Genomic DNA, 24135 nt, shown 5'->3' on the forward strand with positions numbered 1-24135 from the left:
CTATTCGAGCGTGTCTTCGACGTTGGTCTGGAGTTCCGCCACCGCATCCTCAGGCGTGGTGCCCTGGTAGATCTGGTGAATGGCGTCGACGACCAGGAGAACCACATCGTTCCAGCCCTGGCGGAAGACCGAGGTGGGCCGCGTGTGTTTCATCTGGGTCTTCACCGCGGCGACGTATCCGGCGTCGAGCGCCTTGACGTAGTCGGGATCCTCCCAGGACGTGTCGCGCGGCGCACCGCCGGTCGCAACGCCAAGCGCCGCCGTCATCTTCTTGTTCGTCGCCCATTGCACGAAGAGCCAGGCGGCGTCTTTTTTCGGGGAGTTCTTGGCAATCGAAATGCCCCAGGACCAATGGCCGCTGTAGCCGATGTCTCCCGTGGACGCCGGCAGCCGCGCATAGCCGACCTTGCCAGCGATTGCTGAAGTCTTCGGATCCTCAAAGCCCGGACCGAAGACGGAGGCGTCGACGAAAAAGGCGGCATTGCCCTGCGAGAAGAAGCGGCTCGCATCTTCCCAGCCATAGGAAAGCGCGCTTGGCGGGCCGGCCTTCAGGAGACCGGCATAGTAGGAGAGCCCCTTGGCGACACGCGGATCACTGAAGCGCGGTTTCGACCAGTCGCCATCGAACCAGATGTTATAGGGAAGGTTCGCCGGTTCGCTGCCCCAGGCGTCGAGCACGATGCCCGTCATCGTGTCCACCAGCTCGGCCGAGCGTTTGCCGCGCATCGATGCGCCGAAGATCTTGCCCTCGCCCTTGGCACTGATGTCGTTTGCCGCAGCAATCAGCTCATCCATCGTCGCCGGCACCTTGCCGCCAAGATACTTGTCGACCAGCTCCTTGTTGTAGAAGAGCGTGTAGGCCTCAAATGAGATCGGGATCGCGTATAGCTGCGGGTTCGGCTCTCCGACGGGGAAGGACGCGCCGGCGCGAAAACCTTCCGGATAGTCCGCGAGATTATAGTCGGCGTCCGTCTTGGCAGGATCGTCGAGATAGGGCGTCAGCGGCTCGACGACGCCGGCCTCCCACTGGGTGTAAAGTGCTGAGTCCATCTGGATCATGTAGACGTCAGCGACGGAATCGGCCGAGCGGACCGCAAGGTTCATGCGATCCGAATAGAGATCCTCGGCAAACGCGTCGATCTTGACCTTGATTCCGGTCTCAGCCTCGAATTCCCCGACATGCTTGCGCAGCTCGGCCGTCCACGGGTGCTCGCTGAGCAACACGGTGATTTGCTGGCCGGACTGCTGCTTCCAGTCGATCGCGTATGCGCTGGTGGACAAGGCAGCAACTGCGAACGCAGCCGCTAAAGTGATGAATCCCCTTCGTTTCATGGCTCTGCTCCCGATTTGTTTTGGTGGCATGTAGTTATGTTGACCGCTTGACAACTTGTTACTACATGTTAAACAGTAGCTAACACAGGCTCAGATCGCTGTCCAGCCCCCTCTAAAAAGCGCTCCAAACGTGAGACGAGGTCGGGCGGAAGCGCAGAAATCCGGCCCAGCGCCGCTCGGAGACAAGACAAATGCCCACCGCGACCAAGGAATTTGACTATGTGATTGTCGGCGCCGGCTCGGCGGGCTGCGTGCTGGCCAATCGCTTGAGCGCGGACCCGGCGGTTTCCGTCTGCCTCATCGAGGCAGGCCCGAGCGACCGCAGCATCTTCATCCAGATGCCGGCCGCCCTGACCTTCCCGATCGAAAGCGATCGCTACAACTGGAAATTCGAGAGCGAGCCCGAGTCGGAACTTCATGGCCGCAGTATCGGCCAGGCGCGTGGACGCGGCCTTGGCGGCAGCTCCTCGATCAATGGCATGGTTTTCGTGCGCGGTGCAAAGCAGGACTACGACAGCTGGCGCGACCTCGGTGTCGAGGGTTGGAACTTTGACGACTGCCTTCCCTATTTCAGGAAGCTGGAAAGCTTCGAGGGTGGCCGCGACCCCATGCGTGGCGGCGCCGGCCCGATCAACGTCGTTCGCAGCAAGGCTGATCACCCGCTCTACCGTACCTTCCTTGCGGCGGGCCAGGAGTTCGGCCTGCGGGACGCCGGCGACTACAACAGCGGCGCGCAGGATGGCGTTCACATCACCCAGGCGACGATCCGCGACGGCGTTCGCTGCAGCACCAGCCTTGGCTACCTGACGCCGGCGAAGAACCGGAAAAATCTCACCGTGATGACCGGCTGCCTGGTCGAAAAAATCCTCGTCGATGGTCGCTCCGCGTCCGGCGTTGTGCTCGTTGAGCGCGGTGAGCGCCGGACGATCCGCGCGGCACGCGAAACCATCCTGTCGGCCGGCACGGTCGGCTCGCCGCATCTGCTGATGCTTTCCGGCATCGGCGACCGGGAGACCTTGAAGGAGCACGGCATCAGCAGTACCGCCCACCTACCAGGCGTCGGCGCTGACCTGCAAGACCATGTCGTTGCGCCGCTGCGCTTCACGTCACCGGGTGGCGTGTCCATCCGCCGGCAGCTGAACATGGTCGGCAGGCTGAAGCTCGGCGTTGAATGGTTGCTTTTCAAGCGCGGGCTCGGTGCCACCAACTTCTTCGAGGTCGGCGCCTTCTTCAAGTCCAGCGACGCGATCGACTACTTCAACATGCAGCACGAATTCCTGCCGTTCCTCGCCGACTTCCAGTCCGGCAAGGTTATGATCTCAGACGGTTTCCAGTATTTCGTCAGCCAGATGCGCCCCTACAGCCGCGGCCGGATCACGCTTCGATCCGCCGACCCGGCTGCGAAACCATCGATCCGTTTCAATTACCTCACCGATCGGCGCGACACGCTCGAGATGGTGGACGGTATCCGCAAGACGCTGGAAATGGCGCACCAACCGGCCTGGGGTCGCTATCGCGGTCAGGCGGTCGACACGCCCGACGTCAAAGCGTCAGACGCCGAGATCGAGGCCTGGCTGCGCACCGTTGCCAACACCGAACATCACCCGACGAGCACCTGCCGCATGGGTTCCGACGACTTCGCGGTCACCGATTCTGCCGGCCGAGTACACGGATTGGAGAGGTTGCGCATTGTCGATGGCTCCATCCTCCCGCGCGTGCCGTCTGCCAACATCAACGCTCCGATCATCATGGCGGCCGAGAAGATCGCCGCGACCATGACAAGGCATTGAAGAAAAGACCGCACCCTGCAGGTGTACTTGCCGACTTGTCTCGACATGTTAGAGACTAACGGTTCGACCACCTTCAGGAGAAAGGAAGACCAATGACCGAGATGTGGCTGAAAAAGAAACCGATCCGCAAGAGCGGCGCTACGCCGATGTATGTCCAGGTGGCTGAAATCCTCGACAACGAGGTGAAGGCACGCAACGGCGCACATTTCGCCCTGCCTTCCGAAGGCGAACTTTCGCGCGAGTTCGGCGTGTCCCGCGTCACCGTTCGCCAGGCGCTCAAACAACTGGAGACCCGCGGTGTCATCTACAGCGAACATGGCCGCGGCTACTTCAGCACCGCGTCGCGCATGAAGGGTGTCTCCGGCTTCCACAGCTTCACGACGGAAGTCCGCAAGCTCGGCGCCGAGCCCGGCTCGACCATCGTTGCCTACGAGGAAGGCCAAGCCTTGTCACCCGCCTTCCGCAAGCATCTCCAGACGGCAGGCGAAAGCGGTCCGGATTTCCTCTTCCTGCGTCGGGTTCGCAGCATCGATGGCAACCCGGTGGCACTCGAGGATGCGTACCTGCCGGCAGCGCTCTACCCATCAGCGACGCGCGCAACCTTCGAAGGTGCCTCGCTCTATGCGGAAATGGCAGCGACCTGGGGCATCGTTCCGACCTGGACCGACGCACTGTTCGAGCCGACGTCTGCAACTGAGGAAGAGGCCGGCCACCTGAAGATTGAGCCCGGCTCGCCGGTGCTCACCGTCTGGCGCGTCACCGTCACCGACACGGACCAGGCCGTCGAATATGTGAAGTCCGTCTACAAGGGCGACGGCTTCATGCTCAGCGTCAACCGCTATCGTCTCTAGGAGCAGTCAGTGCCGGATCAGGATTTCGCAATCGGTATCGACATTGGCGGCGGCAGCACGAAAATCGGGCTGGTCTCGGCAACGGGCGAGATCGTCGAGAGGCGTCGCATTGTCGTCGGCGACGCTGACGATGCCGATGGCATAGTCGATCGCTATGCGGAAGCGATCCGGGAGATCATGGCCGCGCAGCCGCAGGCAAGGTCACTCGGTATCGGCATCGGCTTTCCGGGCCGCATCCATCCCGACAACCTATCCGGAGATCTCGGCAACATCCCTGCGCTTGATGATTTTCCCCTGGCCGAGCGCATCGGTGCACGGTTTTCGCTCCCCGCCCGGATGGAAAACGACGGGACAGCGGCAGGCCTCGCGGAAGCCGTGTTCGGCAAGGACAAGGATGCCGGGCGCCTTCTGTTGATCGCGGCTGGAACGGGAATCGGCGTTTCGCTGACGGTCAACGGAAAACCCTTCATCACATCCGGCGGGGGCCTTGGAAACGCGGGACAGCTCATCATGTCCGGCAGCGAGGGCCAGCCCTGTCGCCAGGGTTGCGTCGGCTGCCTGGAATCGCTGGCGTCCGGAGACGCATTGAACGGCATTGCGCGACGCTATTGCACCGAGGTTCCCGACAGCGCGATCGCCGCAAGGGCACGTGACCTCGGGCGGGAGGCCGATGCATCGGATGTCATCGTGGCGGCGCTTGACGGCGATACCGCTGCACGAGCCATGCTTGCCGATGTCGGCCGGTGGCTCGGGCGGGGCGCTGCAACCTGGGCGCAAATCTTCGCACCGGATGTCATCCTGCTTGGCGGTGGCCTGAGTGCGGCCGGCGACCTTCTGCTCGCACCGCTCGAACGCGAAGCCCGGCTTTGCGGTCTCGACATGTATCTCGCGCCGGTTCGCTTCTCGCTCGCTTCGCTTGGCAACGATGCCGGCATCATCGGCGCCGCAACGCAGATCTTTTCTATCCCCCAGGCATGATGGAGTTCCCGTGTCCCAATCCTATCTTGACGAAATCGCAGAACAACCGGCCGCAATCCGCAAGCTGGCTCAGCTTGTTACGCCCGACCTCATCGAGAAGGTTCAGGCGATCCGCATCGCGATCGATCGGGGCGACGTGCAGCACGTCATCCTCACCGGCATGGGCGGATCTTTGTACAGCGCCTATGGCACCTGGTTGAGATTGAGCCAGTCGCTGCCGGTTCCAGTGTCGCTGTGGGATACGTCGGAGTTGATCCAACAGGCGCCTGCCCTGTTGCGGAAGGGTGCAATGGTCATCGCCATCTCTCAGTCGGGTGAGAGCGTCGAGCTGTGCCGCATGACGGAATTGGACGCCGGCGTGAGCGTCAAGGTCGCGATCACCAATCCGCGCGACAATACGCTTGCGCGTTGGGCCTCCCTTTCGATGGCAACCGAGGTTGGCGCCGAACAGACCGTTTCGACCAAGACCTACACCGCCGGGCTTGCGGCCCTCTACGTCCTCGAGCGCATCCTGACCGGCCACACCGATGCGCTTGCCGTAGAAATCACGACGCTTTCTGACGCCGTCGATGCTCTCCTTGCCTCTCTGCCCGCAAAACTGCACGAGATGCTGGCCTTCGTCGGCCACGATGCTCCTCTGACCTTCGTCGGCCGCGGCGGAAGCTTTGCCAGTGCTGCAATGGCAGCACTGGTCACCGCGGAAGCGGCAAAAGCACCGACGCAGGCGCTGTCCGGTGGCCAGTTTCGCCATGGACCACTGGAACTGGTCCGCGAGGGCTTCCGCAGCGTGATGTTCCTCGGTGGCCCGGGCGCGACCCTTGACCTCAACCTCAGGACCGTGGCCGACATCACCCGTCTCGGGGGCCGCTGCCTCGTGATCGCCCCCGAAAACTCAGTACCGGAACCATCCGGTCACAGCCTGGTCCTGCCTCTTCCGACCGTTGCCGAAGGATTGCTTCCCGTATTGGAAATCCTTCCCATCCAGCTGTTGATGGTCCCCATGGCCCTTGCCCGCGGCTTTGAGCCTGCGAAATTCCTCAACGGCTCGAAGATCACCGTGATCGAATAGGAGTCGAAGGGGTCGACGTAGCGCGCGGCAGGGCCCTTCAGACTACTTTCCATCACAGTGGCTTGGTTCGGCACGGATCAAGCCGCCGCGCTCGACCAACCCGCCCCCACCTGCCCGGCCGCGCCAGCGACCGGGCAATGTCGTTGAGAGAATTCGGGTTTGCCAGCCCTATGAGACGGTCTGCGCGCAAGCAGAACCGGTGCCCCTAGGCGACGTTCCCATCCGGGCATACTTCCGACAGCCATTCCACCAGGTCCGCCACTTTCCTGCGGGCTTCGGGCTGAGCGGGATAAAGGGCATAATAGCCGTAGCCGCTGTCGATGATACGCGGGAACGGCCTCACCAGCTCCCCGTTCTGCAAATCGTGTTTTGCGAGATAAAGGTCGCCCATTGTGACGCCGTAGCCGCTTGCGGCCGCGGTCATTGCAAAATCCTGCGTGTCGAAGATCTGGTTGCGCGCAGCGCGAAAATCATACGCCCCTTCCGCCTGCAGCCACAACGTCCAGTCGCTCTGGCGCGGATTGGAATGCAACAGCACGCAACGCGACAGGTTCTCGAGCGTCGCTGGGTCCCCGAGCGTCTCGGCCATCGTCGGCGCACACATCGGCGTCAGTTTCTCGGGAAGCAGCAGAAAAACGTCCATCCCGGGCCAATGTCCGTTGCCATAGGTGATCAAGAGATCGATGTCGCCGACAGTGAAAGTCGGGCGGGCAAACCAGGCGGTGTCAATCGTGATATTCAGATCTTCGTGGCGACTTTGCAGTTCCGGCAACCGCGGCAGCAGCCACCGCCGGGCGAACGTCGGGGGCATCCGGATCGTCAGCGACCGGCTCTTGGTTCGCGTTGCCTCGAACGAGTTTCGCAGCGAAACCAGTAGACCGTTGACGATCGGCATGATCGCAGCACCCTGCTCGGTAATGACAACCTTGCGCGTGTGGCGTTCAAAAAGGGTGCAGCCGAAATAATGCTCCAGTTGCTGGATCTGGCGGCTGATCGCACTTTGGCTGAGATTGAGCTCCGTCGCCGCAGCGGTGAAGCTGCCGGTTTCTGCAACGATCGAGAACGTCTGGAGCGTCTGCAGGGGCGGCAAGCGAGTCTGCTCGAAAACCGGCTTCAAAGGGCTCCTCCGCGATGGCGACCGTGACATTTAAACAGTCGCCATCATGGTGGTAAAGGCCAGATTGCCGTGATCAGGCAAGCAGGGAGCGGAGTTCCGCGATCGCGCGTCTGACCTGCTCAGGTGCTGTTCCGCCTGGATGATTGCGGCTGGCAACCGACCCTTCGACCGTCAGCACCTCGTAGACATCCGCGCCGATGATCCGGGCAAAGGCTTGCATTTCGGCAAGCGGCATCGCGGAGAGCGTCGCAAGATCCCGCTCGCGAGCGGCACCGACAATTGCAGCGACCGCATGATGAGCATCGCGGAACGGCAGGCCGGCACGCACCAGATAGTCGGCAAGGTCCGTTGCGGTGGAATAGCCCTGCTCGGCCGCCGCCAGCATTTTGCGGTCGCGCACCTTGATCGTCGGCAGCATCTGGGCGGTCACCGTGACCGCCCCCCGCACATTCTCCAGCGTATCGGTGAGCGGCGGCTTGGATTCCTGCTGGTCCTTGTTGAAGGCGAGCGGTTGCGCCTTCATCAGCGCCGCCGAAGTCGTCAGATTGCCGATGACTCGCGCCGCCTTGCCGCGCACCAGTTCGGCAAGGTCTGGATTGCGTTTTTGCGGCATGATCGAGGAGCCGGTGCAGAACTGATCGCCGACCTCGATGAAATCGAACATCGGGGTGCACCACAGGATGACTTCCTCGGAAAAGCGCGACAGATGGCCCATGATGATGGCGCCGGCCGCGCAGATATCGACGACATAGTCGCGATCGGAAACCGCATCGAGCGAGTTGCGGAACGCACGCGAAAAACCGAGTTCACTGGCACTGTAGGCCGGGTCGATCGGATAGCCGGTACCGGCGAGCGCCGCAGCACCGAGCGGCGAGACATTGAGCCGCTCGCGCGCCTGGCCTACCCGTTCGAGATCGCGCAGGAACATCTCGGCATAGGCCATCAGGTGGTGGCCGAATGTAACGGGTTGGGCGACCTGGAGGTGGGTGAAACCGGGCATGATCGTGTCGGCATGCTCGTCGGCGAGATCGACAAAAGCAAGCACGAGCGCCTTCAATTCCGCAGCCAGCGCGTCCAGTTCGGCACGGGCGTAGAGGCGAATATCCGTTGCCACCTGGTCGTTTCGGGAACGCGCCGTGTGCAGCTTCTTGCCGGCGTCACCGACGAGTGCGGTCAGGCGGTTTTCGACGTTCATGTGAACGTCTTCCAGCTCCTTTTTCCAGGCGAAGGTGCCGGCGCGCATCTCCGCGGCGATCTGATCGAGCCCGCCCTGGATCCGGTCGTTTTCCTCTGCCGTCAGAATGTCGGCGCGCGCCAGCATGCTGGCATGAACCTTGGAGCCAGCGACGTCGTAGAGCGCGATGCGCTTGTCCTGATCGAGGCATTCGTGGAAATCGCGGAAGTCCGTGGACACGGCTTCCTTGAAAAGTGGCGACCACGTCGACTGTATCTGTGCTGTCATCTGATCCTCTAAGCAATCTTGTGGTTAGGGTTTCGGCGTCTTGCCGGGTGCGGCTTCATCGCAACCATTCCAGGAGCGCGCGCGCATCGGCCGAGCGATCGAGTTCAAGAACGCACTCGCGTAGAGCCATGGCCTTTCTCGCCGGCAGGACAGTGGCTGCGAGCTCGTCATACTTGCCGATCAACCGATCGTCGCTCAGCGGGTTTGCGGGACTGCCGAGCGGAAATTCCACCGTAGTCTTCAGTTTTCGGCCATCGACCGTTGTAAGCGCGACCGCCGGTTCTGCCTCGTCGGACATGGCCAGGTCGATACGAACGTCGATGCGATCGAGCCAAGGCCCGATACTCGCGTCGCGCCAGGCGCGCTCCTCGAGTTCGGCGAGCGACACCTTGCCATACCGAAGCCGCGCAGCGACCGCATAGGGCAGGCTCATCTGTGCCTGCGCGCGCGAGGTCAGCGTCTTGCCTGCGCACATGCCGAACTGGAAACCGCTCATCTCGACGGTGACCGCCGCGACATCCTCGCTCTTCAACGCATGATCGCCGAGCAGCTTGTCGATCGCGTCGATGGCCGAGTGGGTGCCACGACAGGTGGCATGCGGCTTGATCGAGCATCGATCGATGCGCCAGCTTTCACCGAAGGCGCTGTCGAGTGCCGCAGGATCGCCCTCGCCCCGGCAAAACGCCTGGAAGAAGCTGCCCCATGCCTTCCCGTCGAACACGTCGCCGGGACCGGCAAAGCCGCTGGCGGCGAGCCGTGCGGCCAGCAGCCCGCCCTCGGCGGCACGGCCGGCATGCAGTTTCTTTGCCGGACTGCCGTCGTGAATGAAGGCCCAAGTTCCACTCGCAAAGGAACACGCAAGGCCGAGAGCCGAGGTAAGGCGCTCGGCATCAAAGCCGAGCAGCGTGCCTACGGCTGCCGCCGCACCGAAGACACCACAGGTTCCGGTGGAATGCCAGCCAAGGCCGTTATGCGTCTCATAGCCGCCGGCGGCCTCCAATACGCGCCGTCCGACCTCGTAGCCGATCAGCACGCTTTTCAGAAACTCCCGACCATGGACAGGCCGGTTCATTTCACCGAGGGCTGCAACGACCGCCGGAAGAACGACCGCTCCGGAATGGTCGCAGCCGCCGCTGTCATCGAGTTCGAGTGCATGGGCCGAAACACCGTTGACGAGCGCGGCGGTGCGGGCGTCGAGCGAAAGCGGCGTTCCCCAGATGATCGAAGCACCGATTGATGCCTCCACTCCAAGGGCTGCCAATGTCATGCGCGTCTCGGCTGAAGCGGAGCCGGCGACGGCAACGCCGAAAGTATCGAGAATGTGCAGTTTGGCCTTCTTGACGGTTGCATCCGGAAAGTCGTCGAAGCCCGCGGCAGCGATCTTGGTTGCAAGCGAAAGGAGAACTGGATCAGCCATGCGATTGCTGCTCCCGCAGGTAGGCGTCATAGACGTTGAGGGGATGGGTCGGCGGCGGCTGACTTCCGTTTTCCTGCTGCCAGTCGGCGATCATGGCGCCGGTGGCGATCCAGACATCGTCGAAGCCGCGGATATGTGCCAGCAGATCCTCGACCAGCGAGATCCGTCCCGGCGTGCCGCTCCATTCAGGCCGGAGCTGCAGCACGTAACAGAGGCCGAAGCGACGATAGGCGTCGAATTCCGCGATCCAGTTGTGCAGGACGCCGTCATAGGACGGGATGCGGCTCTGCCCCTTGGGAAAGGCCGGAGCGAAGTTGAACTGGAAATAGGGGCGGTCCTCCAGTTCGACGTGAACCGGTACCTCGACCAGACATGAGGGATGCAGATAGGGTACGTCGTCGCCGTTGAGCGAAGCGGACCACCCGTATCCCGCGTCTGACAGCAGTCGGTCGAAACCTTGTGGCCAGTTTCCGGCAGGCAGGCGGAAGCCGGTCGCAGCCCGGCCGGAAATACGCCCGAGAGCATCGCGCGACCGTTTCAAGAGCTCCAGCGATTGCGCCGACGGCAGGCAATCATGACGCTCGAAGGCCCAGCCATGGCTTTCAAGATCATGACCGGCCGCCGCAACGTCCTTGAGGAGGGCGGCATGTTCTTCAGCCACCTGCCCCGGCACGAACCAGCTCGCGGCGATGTCCGACGAAGCGAAGGTTCGGCACAGGCGCTCGACGCCGCGTTGGGCGCCATATTTCCAGACCGAAAAGCTCTTGCTGCGCTGGACCAGATCGGGCGCTGCTGCCACCGCATCCATGCCGTCATCGAACAGCACCGAGATCAGCACCGCGGAGCGCTTGCCCTCGGGCCACTTTGTTGCCGCGACCACGCTCATGCCGGCCTCCCGTGACGGCCACCGGCCGAATTTTGCTCGATCCACCAGCGGGCGATGTCGCCGCAGCGTGCGGCCCAGACCGCGTCGCCATGAGCGGTGATCGCCTGGAACAGCCCTTCAAGGATCGAAAGACGGCCCGGCTTGGCGCAGACCTTCGGATGCAGGATGGTGGTCCAGCACAGCCCCTCGCGGTGGTAGCCCTCAAACTCGGCGCGCCAGTTCTGCTCGACCGTGCGGTAATCCGAGATCCGGTCGAGACCGATGGGAAAGTCCGGCTCCTCCGTGTAGGCAAGGGCCGTATAGTCATCGATATCCCAGCGACCGGGTATCTCTACGAGGCCGTATTCGGATGTGGCACTCGTGTGAAAATAGGGTCGATCGTCGCCCCTCATCGAGCTCGAATAGAGCACGCCGAACGTGCGCAGGATCTCCGCAGTTTCCGCACTCCAGTCGCCCGAGGGTGTGCGAAAACCGATCGGCGTGATGCCGAGCCGATCTTCAAAGATGGCACGCGAGCGCTCCATGATATCGAGCTGCTGCTCACGGTTCAGATCGATGAACACTTCGTGGCGGTGGCCATGATAGGCGACCTCGTGCCCTTCGCGCACAATGCGCTCGCAGCACTCGCCCCAGTGCAGCACGACCCAAGTGGGAATGAAGAAAGTGGCCTTGAGGCCGTAGGTTCCAAGCAGATCGAGCAGGCGCGGCAGCGCTCTGAAAGGTCCGTAGGCGCCTTGCGTGAAATAGCGCGGATTGGAAAGCAGCGAGCCGTCGAGCATCGCATCGCCGGTCGGCCCGTCGACATCGAAGGCGAGCGCGACGGCGGATTGTTTTCCGGCTGGCCAGAGCAAAGCCCGAGGATCAGCGGCAAGGGAAGGTTCAGTGAGCATGGCGTTTGTCCGGTTGGCGACCGCACCCGGCCGGAGCGCCGGGTGCGGTTTTTATGAAGGCAAAGCTCTGCCGTTCCGGCCCGCGGCCAGTTGAAAAGCGGTAGAACTTTGGGGAGGTTGCCGCCCGACGATCCCTTGGAGATCAGATGCGCGGGCGAAAGAGGCTCTTTACTTGACGCCGTTGATCACGGCCTTCGGCACGGCATTGTGGACGAGGCCCCACTTCGTCAGCAGCTCGTTGTAGGTGCCATCCTCGATCAGCGCGTCGAGCGCACCGGCAACGGCATCGCGCAGGCCCGAATTGTCCTTCTTGAAGCCCATGCCGAAGGTGTCGTTGCTGATCAGCGGGTCGCCAACCAGTGTGAACGTGTCCGGCTCGACGCGCATCTGGTAGGCGATGGTTTCGATGCCCTGGACCACAGCGTCGTAACGACCCTGCTTCATGCCGAGGCGAGCGGCGTTGGAATCGGCCGTGCCCTCGAACTTGATCGCAGCCTTGCCTTTGCCGACGCAATTGGCCTCGCTCCAGCCGGTGACGTTCTCACCGAAGCTGGTGCTGCGGCTGCCGGCAACCGTCTTGCCGCAGAGGTCTTCCGGCTGCTTGTACTGTTCAGCGCTGGCCTTGGTCGTGAACAGGATCGGTCCGCTCGTCAGGTAATCGACGAAGTCCATGCTTTCCTGGCGTTTGACGTTGTCGCTCATGCCCGAGATGATGACGTCGCCTCGTCCGGTCTGGAGCCCGCTCTGCAATTCCTGGAAGGCGGAGGTGACGAACAGCGGGTTGAGCTTGAGCTTTGCGGCAATCGCCGTCGCCAGATCGACGTCGAACCCATCGAGCGTGCCTTTATCCGGATTGACGAACTCCATCGGCGGATAGATCGGATTGGTGAGGATGCGAAGCTCGCCGTCGTTGACCAGGCTGAGCTTGGTTTCGGCCGAAGCGACACCTGCAGAAAGAAGCGCGAGCGCTGAGACGGCTACCCTTAGAAATTTCATGTCATTCTCCTCTTGAGGCTGTTTCTTGGTCTTCAAAGCACCGCAGAGATGAAGCTCTTCACTCTGGGATTTGTGGGACGTTCCAGGATCTCGGCCGGCGTCCCGGTCTCGACGATCCGGCCCGCGTCCATGAACACGACCCGGTCCGCCACCTCGCGGCAGAAGCCGAGCTCGTGCGTGACGACGATCATCGTCGTGCCGGCGGCTGCCAGTTCCTTCATGACGCCAAGCACTTCGCCGACCAGTTCAGGATCGAGCGCCGACGTCGGCTCATCGAACAGCATCGCCTTCGGCTTCATCGCCAGCGCCCGGGCAATCGCGACGCGCTGCTGCTGGCCGCCTGAAAGCTCGCCGGGATAGGCATCCGCCTTGTGTGCAAGGCCGACACGTTTCAACAGGGCGCGCGCTTCTTCTGCGCATTGCTGCTTCGGACGCTTCTGGACGCCAACCGGCCCCTCGATGATGTTTTCGAGCACCGTGCGGTGCGGGAAGAGATGGAAACGCTGGAAGACCATGCCCACCGACTGGCGCTGCCTTGCAATCTCAACGTCGGAGAGTGGATAGAGGCGGTTTCCGTCGCGGCGGTAGCCGGCAATCTCGCCATCGACGGTCACGTAGCCACCATCGATGCTTTCGAGCTGGTTGATGCAGCGCAGAAACGTACTCTTTCCCGAGCCGGACGGGCCGATGATGCAGACGACCTCGCCCTTGCGGATGCTGAAATCGATATCCTGGAGCACATGGAAGGTGCCGAAGTACTTCTGAAGACCGTGAGCGACGATAAGAGGTTCCATCACGCGGCCTCCTCGACGGTCGTATGCGGCGCCGGTGCGGCTTCTGCCCGCCGGGTGGCGCCCCAGCCCTTCGAGAAATAACGCTCGACATACATCTGCGCGATGCTGAGGACGGTGACCACGGCCATGTACCAGATGGCAGCAACGATCAGCAGCTCGATGACACGCGAGTTGACGTAGTAGATGTCTTCGACGCTGCGCAGCACCTCGGAATACTGGATGACGCTGGCAAGCGAGGTCAGCTTGACCATGCCGATCGTCTCGTTGCCAATCGGTGGAACGATTACCCGCATTGCCTGCGGCAGGACGATCTTCAGGGTGGCACGCAGCTTCGTCATGCCGATCGACAGCGCGGCTTCCGTCTGTCCGCGATCGATGGAGAGAAGGCCGGCGCGAACGACTTCCGCCGTGTAGGCGCCCTGCTGGATACCGAGACCGAGAAAGGCAGCCACAAAGGGCGTCATCACGTCGACGGTGCGCAGCGAAAACAGGCCGGGAACGCCGATCGTTGGGAAAATCAACGCGAGATTGAACCAGAGAAGCAACTGTAGCAGGGCCGGCGTACCGCGAAACAGCCAGACGTAGCCGACGGAAACGCTCCGGAGCACCGGGTTGTCGGACATGCGCATCACGGCCGCGAGAACACCGAGCAGAATGCCGAGCGCCATGGCACAGAAGGTCATGACGATCGTGTTGACGACGCCGGCCATCACCGCCTTCGAGAACAGGTTTTCTCCGACATAGCTCCAGGCGATGTCACCAAGCCAGAATGCTCTGACAAGCAGAAGCAGCAAGGCGATGAATACGAGGGCCAGTATCTTCGTGCCGATCTTGCGTCGCGGCACGACGACAAACTGGCCGGGGTCGGCAAGTCTGGTATCGCTCATTGTGGTTCCCCGAAGCTTTGCGCTTCACTGTTGTTCTGGATTGGTGTCAGCCTATTGCCGATCGTCCGGTTAGCGCAAACGAGATATCGACATACAATTCATGCGCTGAACGCATAAATCACGGCGCCAACTGTTTCGGTGCTCCAGTTGGTCCAGACGCCGCCAAATTTGGACTTGAGGAACGCCGCAAGATCCTACTGCGTGACTAGGATCGAGCCGACCGTTGATGGTGCCGACCAATGTCCCGATGCGACGCACGTCTCTTCGGCGTGGACGCATAGCTCAGATTTCCGTCCGAGCCTGGCCACTGAATGATCCGTGGGCAGGCACGGCAGCCCTCGCCCCATGACCGACGTGTCGTTCGCTTGACGTTGCCGACGGGAGTGTGTCAGCTTTCCCGCCGGGAGGGCGATCGATGTCAGCATCGCTATCGCATATTCGTGAGATCGAGCGTGTCGCCTCCGGCGCTGTGAGCCCACGCGACGAACCCGTCATCCAGTCCTGGCTGCGTTGCCTGAATGACTACAAGCTGGATCCCACCATCGCGCAGGAGGCGTATATTGTTCCCGGATCAAAGTTGCGCGAACATCGCGAGCAAGCCGAGGAACTGATCCGCATCGGCCGATCAGGCCTTGAAGGGCTGTTCAATCAGGTTGCCGAGCAAAACTATGTGTTGCTGCTCTCCGACGCGCGCGGCGTTACCGTTGACTTCATGGGGGACCCGACCTTCGACAACCAATTGCGCAAGGCGGGGCTCTATCTTGGCTCGGAATGGTCTGAAAACCGGGCGGGCACCTGCGCGGTCGGAGCCTGCATCGTTTCTGGGGAACCGGTGATCATTCATCAGGACGATCATTTCGACGCCAGTCATATCGGGCTGACCTGTACGGCGGCGCCCGTCTTCGACACGCTTGGTGACCTTACCGCCGTGCTCGACATCTCCCAGCTCCGATCCCCCACGGCCAAGGCGAGCCAGCAACTGGCGCTGCACCTCGTATCCGCCACTGCGCGACGGATCGAACTTGCCAACCTCATGACCCGCACCCGCAATGACTGGGTCCTGCGGCTCGCGCGGTCTCCGGAATTCCTTGATGTCGATCCGGATGCCGCCATCGCTCTCGATGGCAGCGGGCGTATCACCGGCATGACCCATGGCGGTTTCGGCGCACTCGCCCGCTCGATGAACATCCGCGGCCTGAGAACGCGCGATTTCCTGGGACTGCCTGTCTCGGAGGTCTTCGATATCGACGTGGACGATCTGCCGAATTTCATGCGCGGCCGGCCGAACGGCGAGCGCCTGCTTCGAGCCAGGAGCGGTCTCGTCCTTTTTGCCAGCGCCATCGCGCCGGTCGTCAGCCTGCGCACGCCCTTGGGGCCGGAGCCGCGCCTACCCCGGGCCTTGCGCGATCTCAGTCGCGGCGACGCAGCGATGGAACGGGTGCAGGCCCGCGCGGCAAAGCTTGCGACCCGCAACATCCCCATACTCATTCAAGGCGAAACCGGTAGCGGCAAGGAATATCTTGCGCGCGCGATCCATGACAGTTGCGGCGGCAACGGCAATTTCGTCGCCGTCAATTGCGCGGCGATCCCGGAGCATCTGATCGAATCCGAACTCTTCGGTTATGCTCCCGGCGCCTTCACCGGCGCCAGCCAGAAAGGCAAACGCGGCCTGATCGAGGATGCCGATGGCGGCACCCTGTTCCTCGACGAGATCGGCGACATGCCGCTTGCGCTGCAAAGCCGACTGTTGCGCGTGCTCTCGGAAAATGAAGTGCAGCCAGTCGGCGCGCTGAAAGCTCGCCCGATCCGACTTCGCGTCATCTCCGCCTCGCACCGCGATCTGGCGGACCTGGTGAAGGAAGGCCGGTTCCGCCAAGACCTTTACTACCGCCTGAACGCCGCGACGCTTAGCCTACCGTCATTGCGTGAGCGTCAGGATCTCGGCTGGCTGATCGACCAGATGCTCGGTCGCATCGAGAAGGAGAACAACGAGCCCTACCGCATCGACAAGGCCGCGCGAGCAGCCCTGCTGGCCCATGACTGGCCGGGAAATCTGCGTGAGCTTTCCAACGTTCTCAGGGTCGCCGCCGCCCTTTCCGAAGGTGGCCGCATCGATACCGAGTGCCTGCCGGAACATCTCTTTTCCGAAACGATCCGTTCGCTGCCAGGCGAGGATGATTCACTGCGCCAGACGCTCAGAGACTGCGGCGACAATGTCTCGGCACTCGCAAGGAAGCTCGGCGTCAACCGCTCCACCATCCACCGTCGCCTGAAGCGGCTCAACTGACGCGGCACCTGCAACACCTGTTGCGCGGCAACTGTTGCATTCCCCGGCACTTTCGGCCGCGGGCATTTTTAAACAGTTGATATCACGTAGAAAATAGGCGGCTTCTCGATCTGGCATGCTGCTTGCTGCACCTCCTGTGCAAGAACAACAGGAGGACACACAATGAAAGCTCTGCGCTTTCACGCCGCCAGGGACCTACGCATTGATGATGTCGAGACCCCGCCTCAGCCCGGACCGGGCCAGGTGCTGGTCGAAAATCGTTTCTGCGGTATCTGCGGGACCGACCTGCATGAATATGCCTATGGCCCGATCTTCATCCCGAAGGAGCCTCATCCGTTCACGGGCGCCCATGGGCCACAGATCCTCGGTCATGAATTCGGCGGCGTCGTGAAGGCGATCGGCGAAGGGGTCAGTCACGTTAAGCCGGGCGACCGGGTCTCGATCCAGCCACTGATCATGCCGCGCCGCGGCGACTATTATTCCGATCGCGGCCTGTTTCACCTCAGCGCCAACCTCGCGCTTGCGGGCCTCTCCTGGCATTCCGGCGGGATGGCAGAAGCAGCCCTTCTCAACGACTACAATGTCCAGCCCATTCCCGATGCGCTCTCCGACGAAGAAGCTGCGCTCATAGAGCCGACCGCAGTCGCCGTGTACGCCTGCGACCGTGGCGGCGTCACCGCAGGAAACAGTGTTCTGGTCACCGGCGCGGGGCCGATCGGCATTCTCGTAGCCATGGCGGCACGAGCCGCCGGCGCCTCGAAGATTTTCCTCTCCGACCTCAACGACACGCGGCTGTCGCTGGCGAAAGAAGCGCTCGGTGACGTTCGCACGATCAATCCGAAGAAGGAGAAGGTCAGCGACGTCGTCCAGGGGGAGACCGAGGGCAGAGCCGGTTGCGACGTCGCAATCGAATGCGTCGGCAACGAGCATGCACTGAAGAATTGCGCAAGCGCGGTGCGCAAGCAGGGCGTCGTCGTGCAGACGGGTCTTCATCCCGGGGAAAACCCGCTGAACTGGTTCGACGTGACCTTCAAGGACATCGATATCCGCGGTTCCTGGGCCTACCCGACCCATTACTGGCCGCGTGTCGCGCGCCTCATCGCCAGCGGCCAGATCCCGGCCCGCCGGATCGTTACCAAATATGTCTCGCTCCGCGAGGCGGTTTCGGCAGGGTTCGACAAGCTGCTCGATCCGGCCGGCACCCAACTGAAAATTCTGATCGACCTTAAGCGTTAGGCCGGTCCCGCGTTGCGGGACGGTTGAGGAGCCGTCCCGCTTTTCCATCGTAGAGCAGGAGGAGAAATTATGCTCGAGAAGACCCCCACCACCCGCGTCCAGACGCTGCTTGACACCTTTGGCGCCACACTCGAAACCGGCCGCATAGACGATGCCGTCAATCTCTTCGCCGAGGAATGCTACTGGCGCGACCTCGTCGCCTTCACCTGGAACATCAAGACGGTCGAGGGCCGGGACCAGGTGCGCGACATGCTTGATGCACAGCTCGCTTCCGCAAAGCCCGCCAATTGGCGCGTCGCCGCCGGCGAGGAAGCGACCGAGGCGGATGGCGTGATCGAAAGCTGGATCTCGTTCGAGACGGCGACCGGCCGCGGTTATGGCCTCGTGCGCATCAAGAACGGCCTCATCTGGACGCTGCTGACGGCGCTGGCCGAACTCAAGGGCCACGAGGAGAAGTCCGGTTTTACCCGACCGCTCGGGGCCAAGCACGGCCAGAATGTCGGCGCGAAGACCTGGAAAGAGGAGCGCGAGCATGAGGAGCGCACACTCGGCTATGAAACGCAGCCCTATGTCGTGATCATCGGCGGCGGTCAGGGCGGCATTGCTCTCGGCGCTCGTCTTCGCCAGCTGGGCGTGCCCACCATCATCCTCGAAAAGAACGATCGGCCAGGTGACAGCTGGCGCAAGCGCTACAAGTCGCTCTGCCTGCATGACCCCGTCTGGTACGACCACCTGCCCTACATCGATTTCCCGAAGAATTGGCCGGTCTTCGCACCGAAGGACAAGATCGGCGATTGGCTGGAATTCTACACCAAGGTGATGGAGCTGAATTACTGGACGCGCTCCACCGCCCAATCGGCCAAATGGGACGAAGCCGCGAAGGAATGGACTATCGTTGTCGACCGCGACGGCGAGGAAGTGGTGCTGCGACCGAAGCAGCTCGTCTTTGCGACCGGCATGTCCGGCAAGGCGAACATTCCGGATTTCAAGGGGCGTGAACGCTTCACGGGCGAGCAGCATCATTCATCCCAGCACCCGGGGCCGGATGGCTACAAGGGCAAGAAGGTGGTCGTGATCGGCTCGAACAATTCGGCCCACGATATCTGCGCAGCCCTTTACGAAGCGGGCGTCGACGTCACGATGATCCAGCGCTCGACGACCCATATCGTCAAGTCCGACACGCTGATGGATATCGGGCTCGGCGGGCTCTATTCCGAACAGGCGTTGGCAAATGGCGTAACGACAGGCAAGGCGGACCTCATCTTCGCCTCGCTCCCCTATCGCATCATGCACGCGTTTCAGATTCCGCTTTACGACAAGATGCGCGAGCGCGACGCCGATTTCTACGCGGCGCTGGAGAACGTCGGCTTCCAGCTGGACTGGGGGGCGGATGGCTCGGGACTTTTCATGAAGTACCTGCGCCGCGGGTCGGGATATTACATCGATATCGGCGCCTCGCAGCTGATCATCGATCGCAAGGTGAAGCTTGCAGCCGGACAGGTGGAGGAGATCTCCGAGACGTCCATAAAATTGTCTGACGGAAAGGAAATTCCGGCCGACGTCATCGTCTATGCGACGGGCTATGGTTCGATGAACGGCTGGGTCGCAGATCTCATCGACCAGGAGACTGCCGACAAGGTCGGCAAGGTCTGGGGGCTCGGCTCCGACACGTCGAAGGATCCCGGCCCCTGGGAGGGCGAGCAGCGCAATATGTGGAAGCCGACCCAACAGGAGGCGTTGTGGTTCCATGGCGGCAACCTGCACCAGTCGCGCCATTATTCGCAGTATCTCTCGCTGCAACTGAAGGCACGATCGGAAGGCATCCAGACCCCGGTCTATGGCCTCCAGAGCGTTCATCACAAACGTTGACGCGTCAAAGCAGCAGAGGGCACCACCCCGCCCTCTGCTGTATCGTGGCACCCGGCACGACGCGTGCAGAGACAAAAAACGGTCACCGCAATCGAATTGATGAAGTTTTTTCCATCGATGATGGATGAGAAACCGCGTCCATTCCGTATATGCGGATATGGAACTAAAAAAGGGTGCGTTTGACGTTATTGGCCAGCTGGCGGCGCTGAGGCGCTATGCCCGTTCGCTTGCCCGCAACTCGCCGGACGCGGAAGACCTTGTTCATGACGCCTTGGTGAGGGCCTACGAGCGACGCTCGACATTCCGGTCCGGAGCGAGCCTAAGAAACTGGCTTTTCGCCATCGTGCGCAACACCCATATCGATCACGTGCGATCCGCAACGTCTCGTGGCCAGCGCGACGACCAGACAGCGCAGGAGGCTGCGTCCATCTATCCAGCCCACCAGGAACACAGCGTCCGCCTCTCACAGATTCGCGAGGCGTTCACGCAGCTTCCCGAGGAGCAGCGTGAAGCCCTGCATCTCGTCGCCGTCGAAGACCTCACCTATCAGGAAGCAGCGGACATACTCGACATTCCGGTTGGAACGCTGATGTCGCGCGTCTCACGCGCAAGAGCAAGCCTCAGAGACTTTGAAAACGGAACGAAAAAGCCCAGCCACCTGAGGCTTGTCGGAGGCGACCATGACTGACGTCGACACGGTTCTCGATACAGATCTCTGTGCCTACGTGGACAACCAGCTCGACGCGACCGGCAGGCTCCGGATCGAGACCTGGCTCGCCCGAAATCCCGATGCGGCGGCCCGCGTCATGGCCGATCTCGGCATGCGGACCACACTCAAGCTGGCGATGACGTCGGACGTCGTCTCCGGACGCCCCGATACCCGCGAGGCGGCACGCCGGCTCTCGTCGGGACTGGCGAATGCGCGCGTGTTGAACGTCCTGCAAAAGGTGGCTGCAGTCGGCCTGATGGTTGCGGTCGGGTGGATTGCCCATTCGTCCGTCGGCCCGAGCGAAGTCAACGCGTCGGGGCATCCGCCGCCTTTCGTGGAGCACGCTATCCGTGCGCATCAGATTTCGCGCGTCAGAGCGACAATGCCTTCCCAACCGGAAGTGCAAAACTACGATCGAGACGACATTCGTGCTGCGACGGCCATCGTGATGCCTGAGCTTCCGAAGGAATGGCACGTCGTGGATGTTCAGGTGTTCCCATCGGATTTCGGGCCCAGCGTTGAGACGAGTGTCAGGACAGATGACGGCACACTGATTTCGCTCTTTGCCGGACGGCCGGGCCACTTCGCGGTCGAGCCCGTAAAGGACTTCAATCTTTCCAACGCCGAGGCGGCCTGGTGGCAGGTTGGCGAGGTCGCCTATGCGGTTGTTTCAAGCACGCCGGGCATCGGCCTCCGCGACGAGGCCGAGCTTCTCAAGAACTCACTTTACTGAGGAAACCTTCATGTATTCGAACCAGAACCGCTTCGGCGGCAGAAGCCAGGCTTCTGCTGCCGCCCTTGACGAGGGCCTTCGCCAGCATATGCTGCGCGTCTACAACTATATGGGCCTCGGCCTCGTCGTGACGGGCCTGGTGGCCTTCATCGTCGGCACCACGCCGGCACTTTACGTGCCCATCTTCTCCACACCGCTGAAGTGGGTGGTGATGCTGGCGCCGCTCGCCTTCGTCTTTTTCTTTTCCTTCAAGATGCACTCGATGTCTGCATCCTCGGCCCAGATGACTTTCTGGGCCTTCTGTGCGGTGATGGGCCTGTCACTCGCTTCCGTCTTCCTCGTCTTTACCGGAGCCAGCATCGCCCGCACCTTCTTCATTGCCGCGACCATGTTCGGTGCGACGAGCCTCTACGGCTACGTAACGAAACGCGACCTGGCCAAGTTCGGCTCGTTTTTGATCATGGGCCTGATCGGCGTGATGATCGCGTCAATCGTCAACATCTTCCTTGGTTCCAGTGCTCTTCAGTTCGCCGTCTCGGTGATCGGTATCGTCGTTTTCGTTGGGCTGACTGCGTGGGACACGCAAAACATCAAGGAACAGTACGCCGACAACTTCGACCAGGAATCCCAGCAAAAGCTCGCGGTCTTCGGCGCGTTGTCGCTCTATCTGAACTTCGTCAACATCTTCCAGCTGCTGCTGAACTTCACCGGCCAGCGCGAAGAGTAACCGCGTCAAGACCATTTCACGTTTTGGCCTCCGGGATCTCCATCTCCTTTCCCGGAGGCCATTGCACTCAAAACCGACCCGTCTTCATGACCGCCCCCGCGCCAAACCCACAGCCTAAGTCTGCTCCGCTTCCGATGGCTCGCCATACGCGGAGAGTGCGCGGTTTTCGACTGCCTGCCTGCCGAACGTTCCTCACCTTTCCGACAGGGCGGAGCGATCGGAATGCCTGACGACGCCGAACCCGACCAACGTTTGCGAAGTTGCCTCGTGACCGCGCTGAGATGCGGCCCGAGGCCACCTCTCTTGTTGCTTGCAGCTATCTGTCAGGCGCCGGGCGGAGTCTCTTTTCTCCCCTTATCAATAGAAGGATTGGCCTTGCCCTGAAGGCTGGCCTTTGAACTCAATGATGTTCGAATGGATGTCTGATCCGGCCGCCTGGGCGGGTCTCGCCACCCTCATCGTTCTCGAGATCGTGCTCGGTATCGACAACCTCGTCTTCATCGCCATCCTTGCGGACAAGCTTCCTGAGCATCAACGGGAAAAAGCTCGGCTGATCGGTCTTGGCCTCGCGCTCGGCATGCGTCTCGTCCTGCTCGCGTCAATCGCCTGGATAGTCACGCTGACGACGCCTCTGTTCACAGTGCTCGGCGTGGAAATTTCCGGCCGGGATCTGATCCTGTTGTTCGGCGGTCTGTTTCTCTTGTTCAAGGGAACGATGGAGCTCCATGAGCGCCTTGAGGGCCACTCCGGGCACAAGGAGGGCAAGGTGGAACATGCGGTTTTCTGGCAGGTCCTGGTGCAGATCGTCGTCCTTGATGCCGTCTTCTCGCTGGACAGCGTCATCACCGCCGTCGGCATGGTGCAGCATCTCTCCGTCATGATGATCGCGGTCATCGTTGCCGTCGGCGTAATGCTTCTCGCATCGAAACCGCTGATGGCCTTCGTGTCGAAACACCCGACCGTCGTCATTCTCTGCCTCGGCTTCCTGATGATGATCGGCTTCTCGCTGATCGTCGAAGGCTTCGGCTTCCACATCCCCAAGGGCTATCTCTACGCCGCGATCGGATTCTCGGTGTTGATCGAGGCCTTCAACCAGATCGGACGACGAAACCGCGAACGGTTCCTGACGACGGGCGACTTGCGGGAACGCACCGCAAACGCGGTCCTTTCGCTCCTCGGTAGACGCAAGAGCGACACGTCTCTCGGCGATACGGCCGATGTCATCGCAGAGCGGGCGACAGAAGACGAACTGTTCACGCCGGTCGAACACGAGATGATTGAAAGCGTGCTGGCACTTGCGGATCGGCCTGCAAAGTCAGTCATGACCCCGAGGCTTGATGTCGAGTGGCTGGATATCGAAGAAAGCGATGACGAGCTGCGCCGCAAAATCATCGAAACGGGCCATTCGCGCTTCCCGATCGGACGCGGCAATCTCGATGAGTTCCTTGGCATTGCGCTGGCGAAAGATCTTTTGAGAGACCTGCTCGAGACTGGCAAGATCAATTTCAACCGTTCTCTTCGACAGCCTCTGGTCGTACACGAAACCGTCAGTGCGCTTCGCCTGCTCGAACAGTTGCGCCAGTCTCCGCTTCAAGTCGCGATCGTCCTTGATGAATATGGCTCGATGGAGGGCATCGTCACGCCAACAGACCTGCTCGAAGCGATCGCCGGCGACTTTGCCGACGATGACGAGGATCCGTTGACCGTCGAGCATGGAGACGACGGTTCGCTGCTTGTCGATGGATGGATCGACATCCGCCATGTCTCGAAGTTGTTGGAGGTCGATCTCGTGGATGAGGCCGACCGATACTCCACGCTCGCAGGCCTCATTCTTTGGCGGCTCGGACATTTGCCCGACCAGGGAGAAAGTGTGAGTTTCGGTGGTCTGCACTACGAGGTAGTGGCGCTGGACGGCCGCAACATCGACAAGGTCAGGATCCAAACATTGCAACCGGCCGTGTCGAATTTCGCCCAGTAGCACTGAGTGCCGTCCAAGACCCAACTCGACGAGGTTTTCGCGCCGCCGGAGGCGCACTTACGCTGGCCGGATTGTAGCATTCAAGCCCCTCCAGGATGGAGCGAGAAACATCTCAAATCGCGACCGT

Annotated in this window: 20 protein-coding genes; 11 read left to right on the forward strand and 9 right to left on the reverse strand. The window is 61.7% G+C overall.

Translation table 11 applies throughout. From position 1 onward, the window contains the following. The gene (locus VGO04_RS32690; protein WP_327500144.1) at positions 1-1332 is read right to left on the reverse strand and encodes a sugar ABC transporter substrate-binding protein; all 1332 of its coding nucleotides are present in this window, start codon (positions 1330-1332) and stop codon (positions 1-3) included. 191 nt (positions 1333-1523) lie between these two features. Between VGO04_RS32690 and VGO04_RS32695 the strand changes: the two genes are divergently transcribed. From VGO04_RS32695 to VGO04_RS32710, 4 genes are all read left to right on the forward strand, one after another. Next, entirely contained in the window at positions 1524-3122 is a 1599-nt protein-coding gene (locus tag VGO04_RS32695; protein ID WP_327500145.1) for a choline dehydrogenase, read from the forward strand. Between the two features lie 92 nt (positions 3123-3214). Beyond that, positions 3215-3973, forward strand: a complete 759-nt coding sequence (locus VGO04_RS32700; protein WP_327500146.1) for a GntR family transcriptional regulator — start codon at positions 3215-3217, stop codon at positions 3971-3973. 9 nt (positions 3974-3982) lie between these two features. Beyond that, a complete protein-coding gene (locus tag VGO04_RS32705; RefSeq protein ID WP_327500147.1) occupies positions 3983-4951 on the forward strand; it encodes an ROK family protein in 969 nt (322 codons plus the stop codon). 10 nt (positions 4952-4961) lie between these two features. Then, the gene (locus VGO04_RS32710) at positions 4962-6020 is read left to right on the forward strand and encodes an SIS domain-containing protein (RefSeq protein ID WP_327500148.1); all 1059 of its coding nucleotides are present in this window, start codon (positions 4962-4964) and stop codon (positions 6018-6020) included. 205 nt (positions 6021-6225) lie between these two features. Here VGO04_RS32710 and VGO04_RS32715 read toward each other — a convergent pair whose 3' ends face one another. From VGO04_RS32715 to VGO04_RS32750, 8 genes are all read right to left on the reverse strand, one after another. After that, a complete protein-coding gene (locus tag VGO04_RS32715; RefSeq protein WP_327500149.1) occupies positions 6226-7110 on the reverse strand; it encodes a LysR substrate-binding domain-containing protein in 885 nt (294 codons plus the stop codon). 100 nt (positions 7111-7210) lie between these two features. After that, positions 7211-8599, reverse strand: a complete 1389-nt coding sequence (gene argH, locus VGO04_RS32720; protein WP_327500150.1) for an argininosuccinate lyase — start codon at positions 8597-8599, stop codon at positions 7211-7213. Positions 8600-8654: 55 nt separating this feature from the next. After that, a complete protein-coding gene (locus VGO04_RS32725) occupies positions 8655-10016 on the reverse strand; it encodes an MmgE/PrpD family protein (protein ID WP_327500151.1) in 1362 nt (453 codons plus the stop codon). Continuing rightward, complete coding sequence (locus VGO04_RS32730) at positions 10009-10902, reverse strand: polysaccharide deacetylase family protein (RefSeq protein ID WP_327500152.1); 894 nt, start codon at positions 10900-10902, stop codon at positions 10009-10011. The genes VGO04_RS32725 and VGO04_RS32730 overlap by 8 nt, the downstream gene beginning before the upstream one ends. Continuing rightward, positions 10899-11792: a polysaccharide deacetylase gene (locus VGO04_RS32735; protein ID WP_327500153.1), complete on the reverse strand. Its 894-nt coding sequence runs from the start codon at positions 11790-11792 to the stop codon at positions 10899-10901. The genes VGO04_RS32730 and VGO04_RS32735 overlap by 4 nt, the downstream gene beginning before the upstream one ends. A gap of 168 nt (positions 11793-11960) precedes the next feature. Next, on the reverse strand, positions 11961-12788 hold the full coding sequence (locus VGO04_RS32740) for an ABC transporter substrate-binding protein (RefSeq protein ID WP_327500154.1): 828 nt from the start codon (positions 12786-12788) through the stop codon (positions 11961-11963). A 32-nt stretch (positions 12789-12820) separates the two neighbouring features. Further along, the gene (locus tag VGO04_RS32745) at positions 12821-13582 is read right to left on the reverse strand and encodes an amino acid ABC transporter ATP-binding protein (protein ID WP_327500155.1); all 762 of its coding nucleotides are present in this window, start codon (positions 13580-13582) and stop codon (positions 12821-12823) included. Beyond that, positions 13582-14469, reverse strand: a complete 888-nt coding sequence (locus VGO04_RS32750; RefSeq protein ID WP_327500156.1) for an amino acid ABC transporter permease — start codon at positions 14467-14469, stop codon at positions 13582-13584. The genes VGO04_RS32745 and VGO04_RS32750 overlap by 1 nt, the downstream gene beginning before the upstream one ends. A gap of 415 nt (positions 14470-14884) precedes the next feature. Between VGO04_RS32750 and VGO04_RS32755 the strand changes: the two genes are divergently transcribed. The 7 genes from VGO04_RS32755 (at position 14885) to VGO04_RS32785 (ending at position 24008) form a co-directional block, all read left to right on the forward strand. Then, a complete protein-coding gene (locus VGO04_RS32755; RefSeq protein ID WP_327500157.1) occupies positions 14885-16756 on the forward strand; it encodes a sigma-54-dependent Fis family transcriptional regulator in 1872 nt (623 codons plus the stop codon). 162 nt (positions 16757-16918) lie between these two features. Next, on the forward strand, positions 16919-17992 hold the full coding sequence (locus tag VGO04_RS32760) for a 2,3-butanediol dehydrogenase (RefSeq protein WP_327500158.1): 1074 nt from the start codon (positions 16919-16921) through the stop codon (positions 17990-17992). A gap of 69 nt (positions 17993-18061) precedes the next feature. Beyond that, positions 18062-19861 (forward strand): NAD(P)/FAD-dependent oxidoreductase, encoded by a 1800-nt coding sequence (locus VGO04_RS32765; protein WP_327500159.1) that lies wholly within the window; start codon positions 18062-18064, stop codon positions 19859-19861. A 157-nt stretch (positions 19862-20018) separates the two neighbouring features. Further along, the gene (locus tag VGO04_RS32770; RefSeq protein WP_327500160.1) at positions 20019-20549 is read left to right on the forward strand and encodes a sigma-70 family RNA polymerase sigma factor; all 531 of its coding nucleotides are present in this window, start codon (positions 20019-20021) and stop codon (positions 20547-20549) included. Continuing rightward, the gene (locus VGO04_RS32775) at positions 20542-21303 is read left to right on the forward strand and encodes an anti-sigma factor (protein WP_327500161.1); all 762 of its coding nucleotides are present in this window, start codon (positions 20542-20544) and stop codon (positions 21301-21303) included. Before VGO04_RS32770 ends, VGO04_RS32775 begins: the two co-directional genes overlap by 8 nt. Before the next feature lie 10 nt (positions 21304-21313). Then, on the forward strand, positions 21314-22030 hold the full coding sequence (locus tag VGO04_RS32780; protein ID WP_327500162.1) for a Bax inhibitor-1/YccA family protein: 717 nt from the start codon (positions 21314-21316) through the stop codon (positions 22028-22030). Positions 22031-22433: 403 nt separating this feature from the next. Then, on the forward strand, positions 22434-24008 hold the full coding sequence (locus VGO04_RS32785) for a TerC family protein (RefSeq protein WP_327500190.1): 1575 nt from the start codon (positions 22434-22436) through the stop codon (positions 24006-24008). Positions 24009-24135 lie beyond the last annotated feature (127 nt).

Source organism: Ensifer sp., from assembly GCF_035999185.1.
Classification (GTDB): domain Bacteria; phylum Pseudomonadota; class Alphaproteobacteria; order Rhizobiales; family Rhizobiaceae; genus Ensifer.

Coding starts and splice junctions, on each gene's coding strand:
- VGO04_RS32690 (WP_327500144.1), bottom strand. CDS start 1,332: ATGAAACGAAGGGGATTCATCACTTTAGCGGCTGCGTTCGCAGTTGCT.
- VGO04_RS32695 (WP_327500145.1), top strand. CDS start 1,524: ATGCCCACCGCGACCAAGGAATTTGACTATGTGATTGTCGGCGCCGGC.
- VGO04_RS32700 (WP_327500146.1), top strand. CDS start 3,215: ATGACCGAGATGTGGCTGAAAAAGAAACCGATCCGCAAGAGCGGCGCT.
- argH (WP_327500150.1), bottom strand. CDS start 8,599: ATGACAGCACAGATACAGTCGACGTGGTCGCCACTTTTCAAGGAAGCC.
- VGO04_RS32725 (WP_327500151.1), bottom strand. CDS start 10,016: ATGGCTGATCCAGTTCTCCTTTCGCTTGCAACCAAGATCGCTGCCGCG.
- VGO04_RS32730 (WP_327500152.1), bottom strand. CDS start 10,902: ATGAGCGTGGTCGCGGCAACAAAGTGGCCCGAGGGCAAGCGCTCCGCG.
- VGO04_RS32735 (WP_327500153.1), bottom strand. CDS start 11,792: ATGCTCACTGAACCTTCCCTTGCCGCTGATCCTCGGGCTTTGCTCTGG.
- VGO04_RS32740 (WP_327500154.1), bottom strand. CDS start 12,788: ATGAAATTTCTAAGGGTAGCCGTCTCAGCGCTCGCGCTTCTTTCTGCA.
- VGO04_RS32745 (WP_327500155.1), bottom strand. CDS start 13,582: ATGGAACCTCTTATCGTCGCTCACGGTCTTCAGAAGTACTTCGGCACC.
- VGO04_RS32750 (WP_327500156.1), bottom strand. CDS start 14,469: ATGAGCGATACCAGACTTGCCGACCCCGGCCAGTTTGTCGTCGTGCCG.
- VGO04_RS32755 (WP_327500157.1), top strand. CDS start 14,885: ATGTCAGCATCGCTATCGCATATTCGTGAGATCGAGCGTGTCGCCTCC.
- VGO04_RS32760 (WP_327500158.1), top strand. CDS start 16,919: ATGAAAGCTCTGCGCTTTCACGCCGCCAGGGACCTACGCATTGATGAT.
- VGO04_RS32765 (WP_327500159.1), top strand. CDS start 18,062: ATGCTCGAGAAGACCCCCACCACCCGCGTCCAGACGCTGCTTGACACC.
- VGO04_RS32770 (WP_327500160.1), top strand. CDS start 20,019: ATGGAACTAAAAAAGGGTGCGTTTGACGTTATTGGCCAGCTGGCGGCG.
- VGO04_RS32775 (WP_327500161.1), top strand. CDS start 20,542: ATGACTGACGTCGACACGGTTCTCGATACAGATCTCTGTGCCTACGTG.
- VGO04_RS32780 (WP_327500162.1), top strand. CDS start 21,314: ATGTATTCGAACCAGAACCGCTTCGGCGGCAGAAGCCAGGCTTCTGCT.
- VGO04_RS32785 (WP_327500190.1), top strand. CDS start 22,434: ATGATGTTCGAATGGATGTCTGATCCGGCCGCCTGGGCGGGTCTCGCC.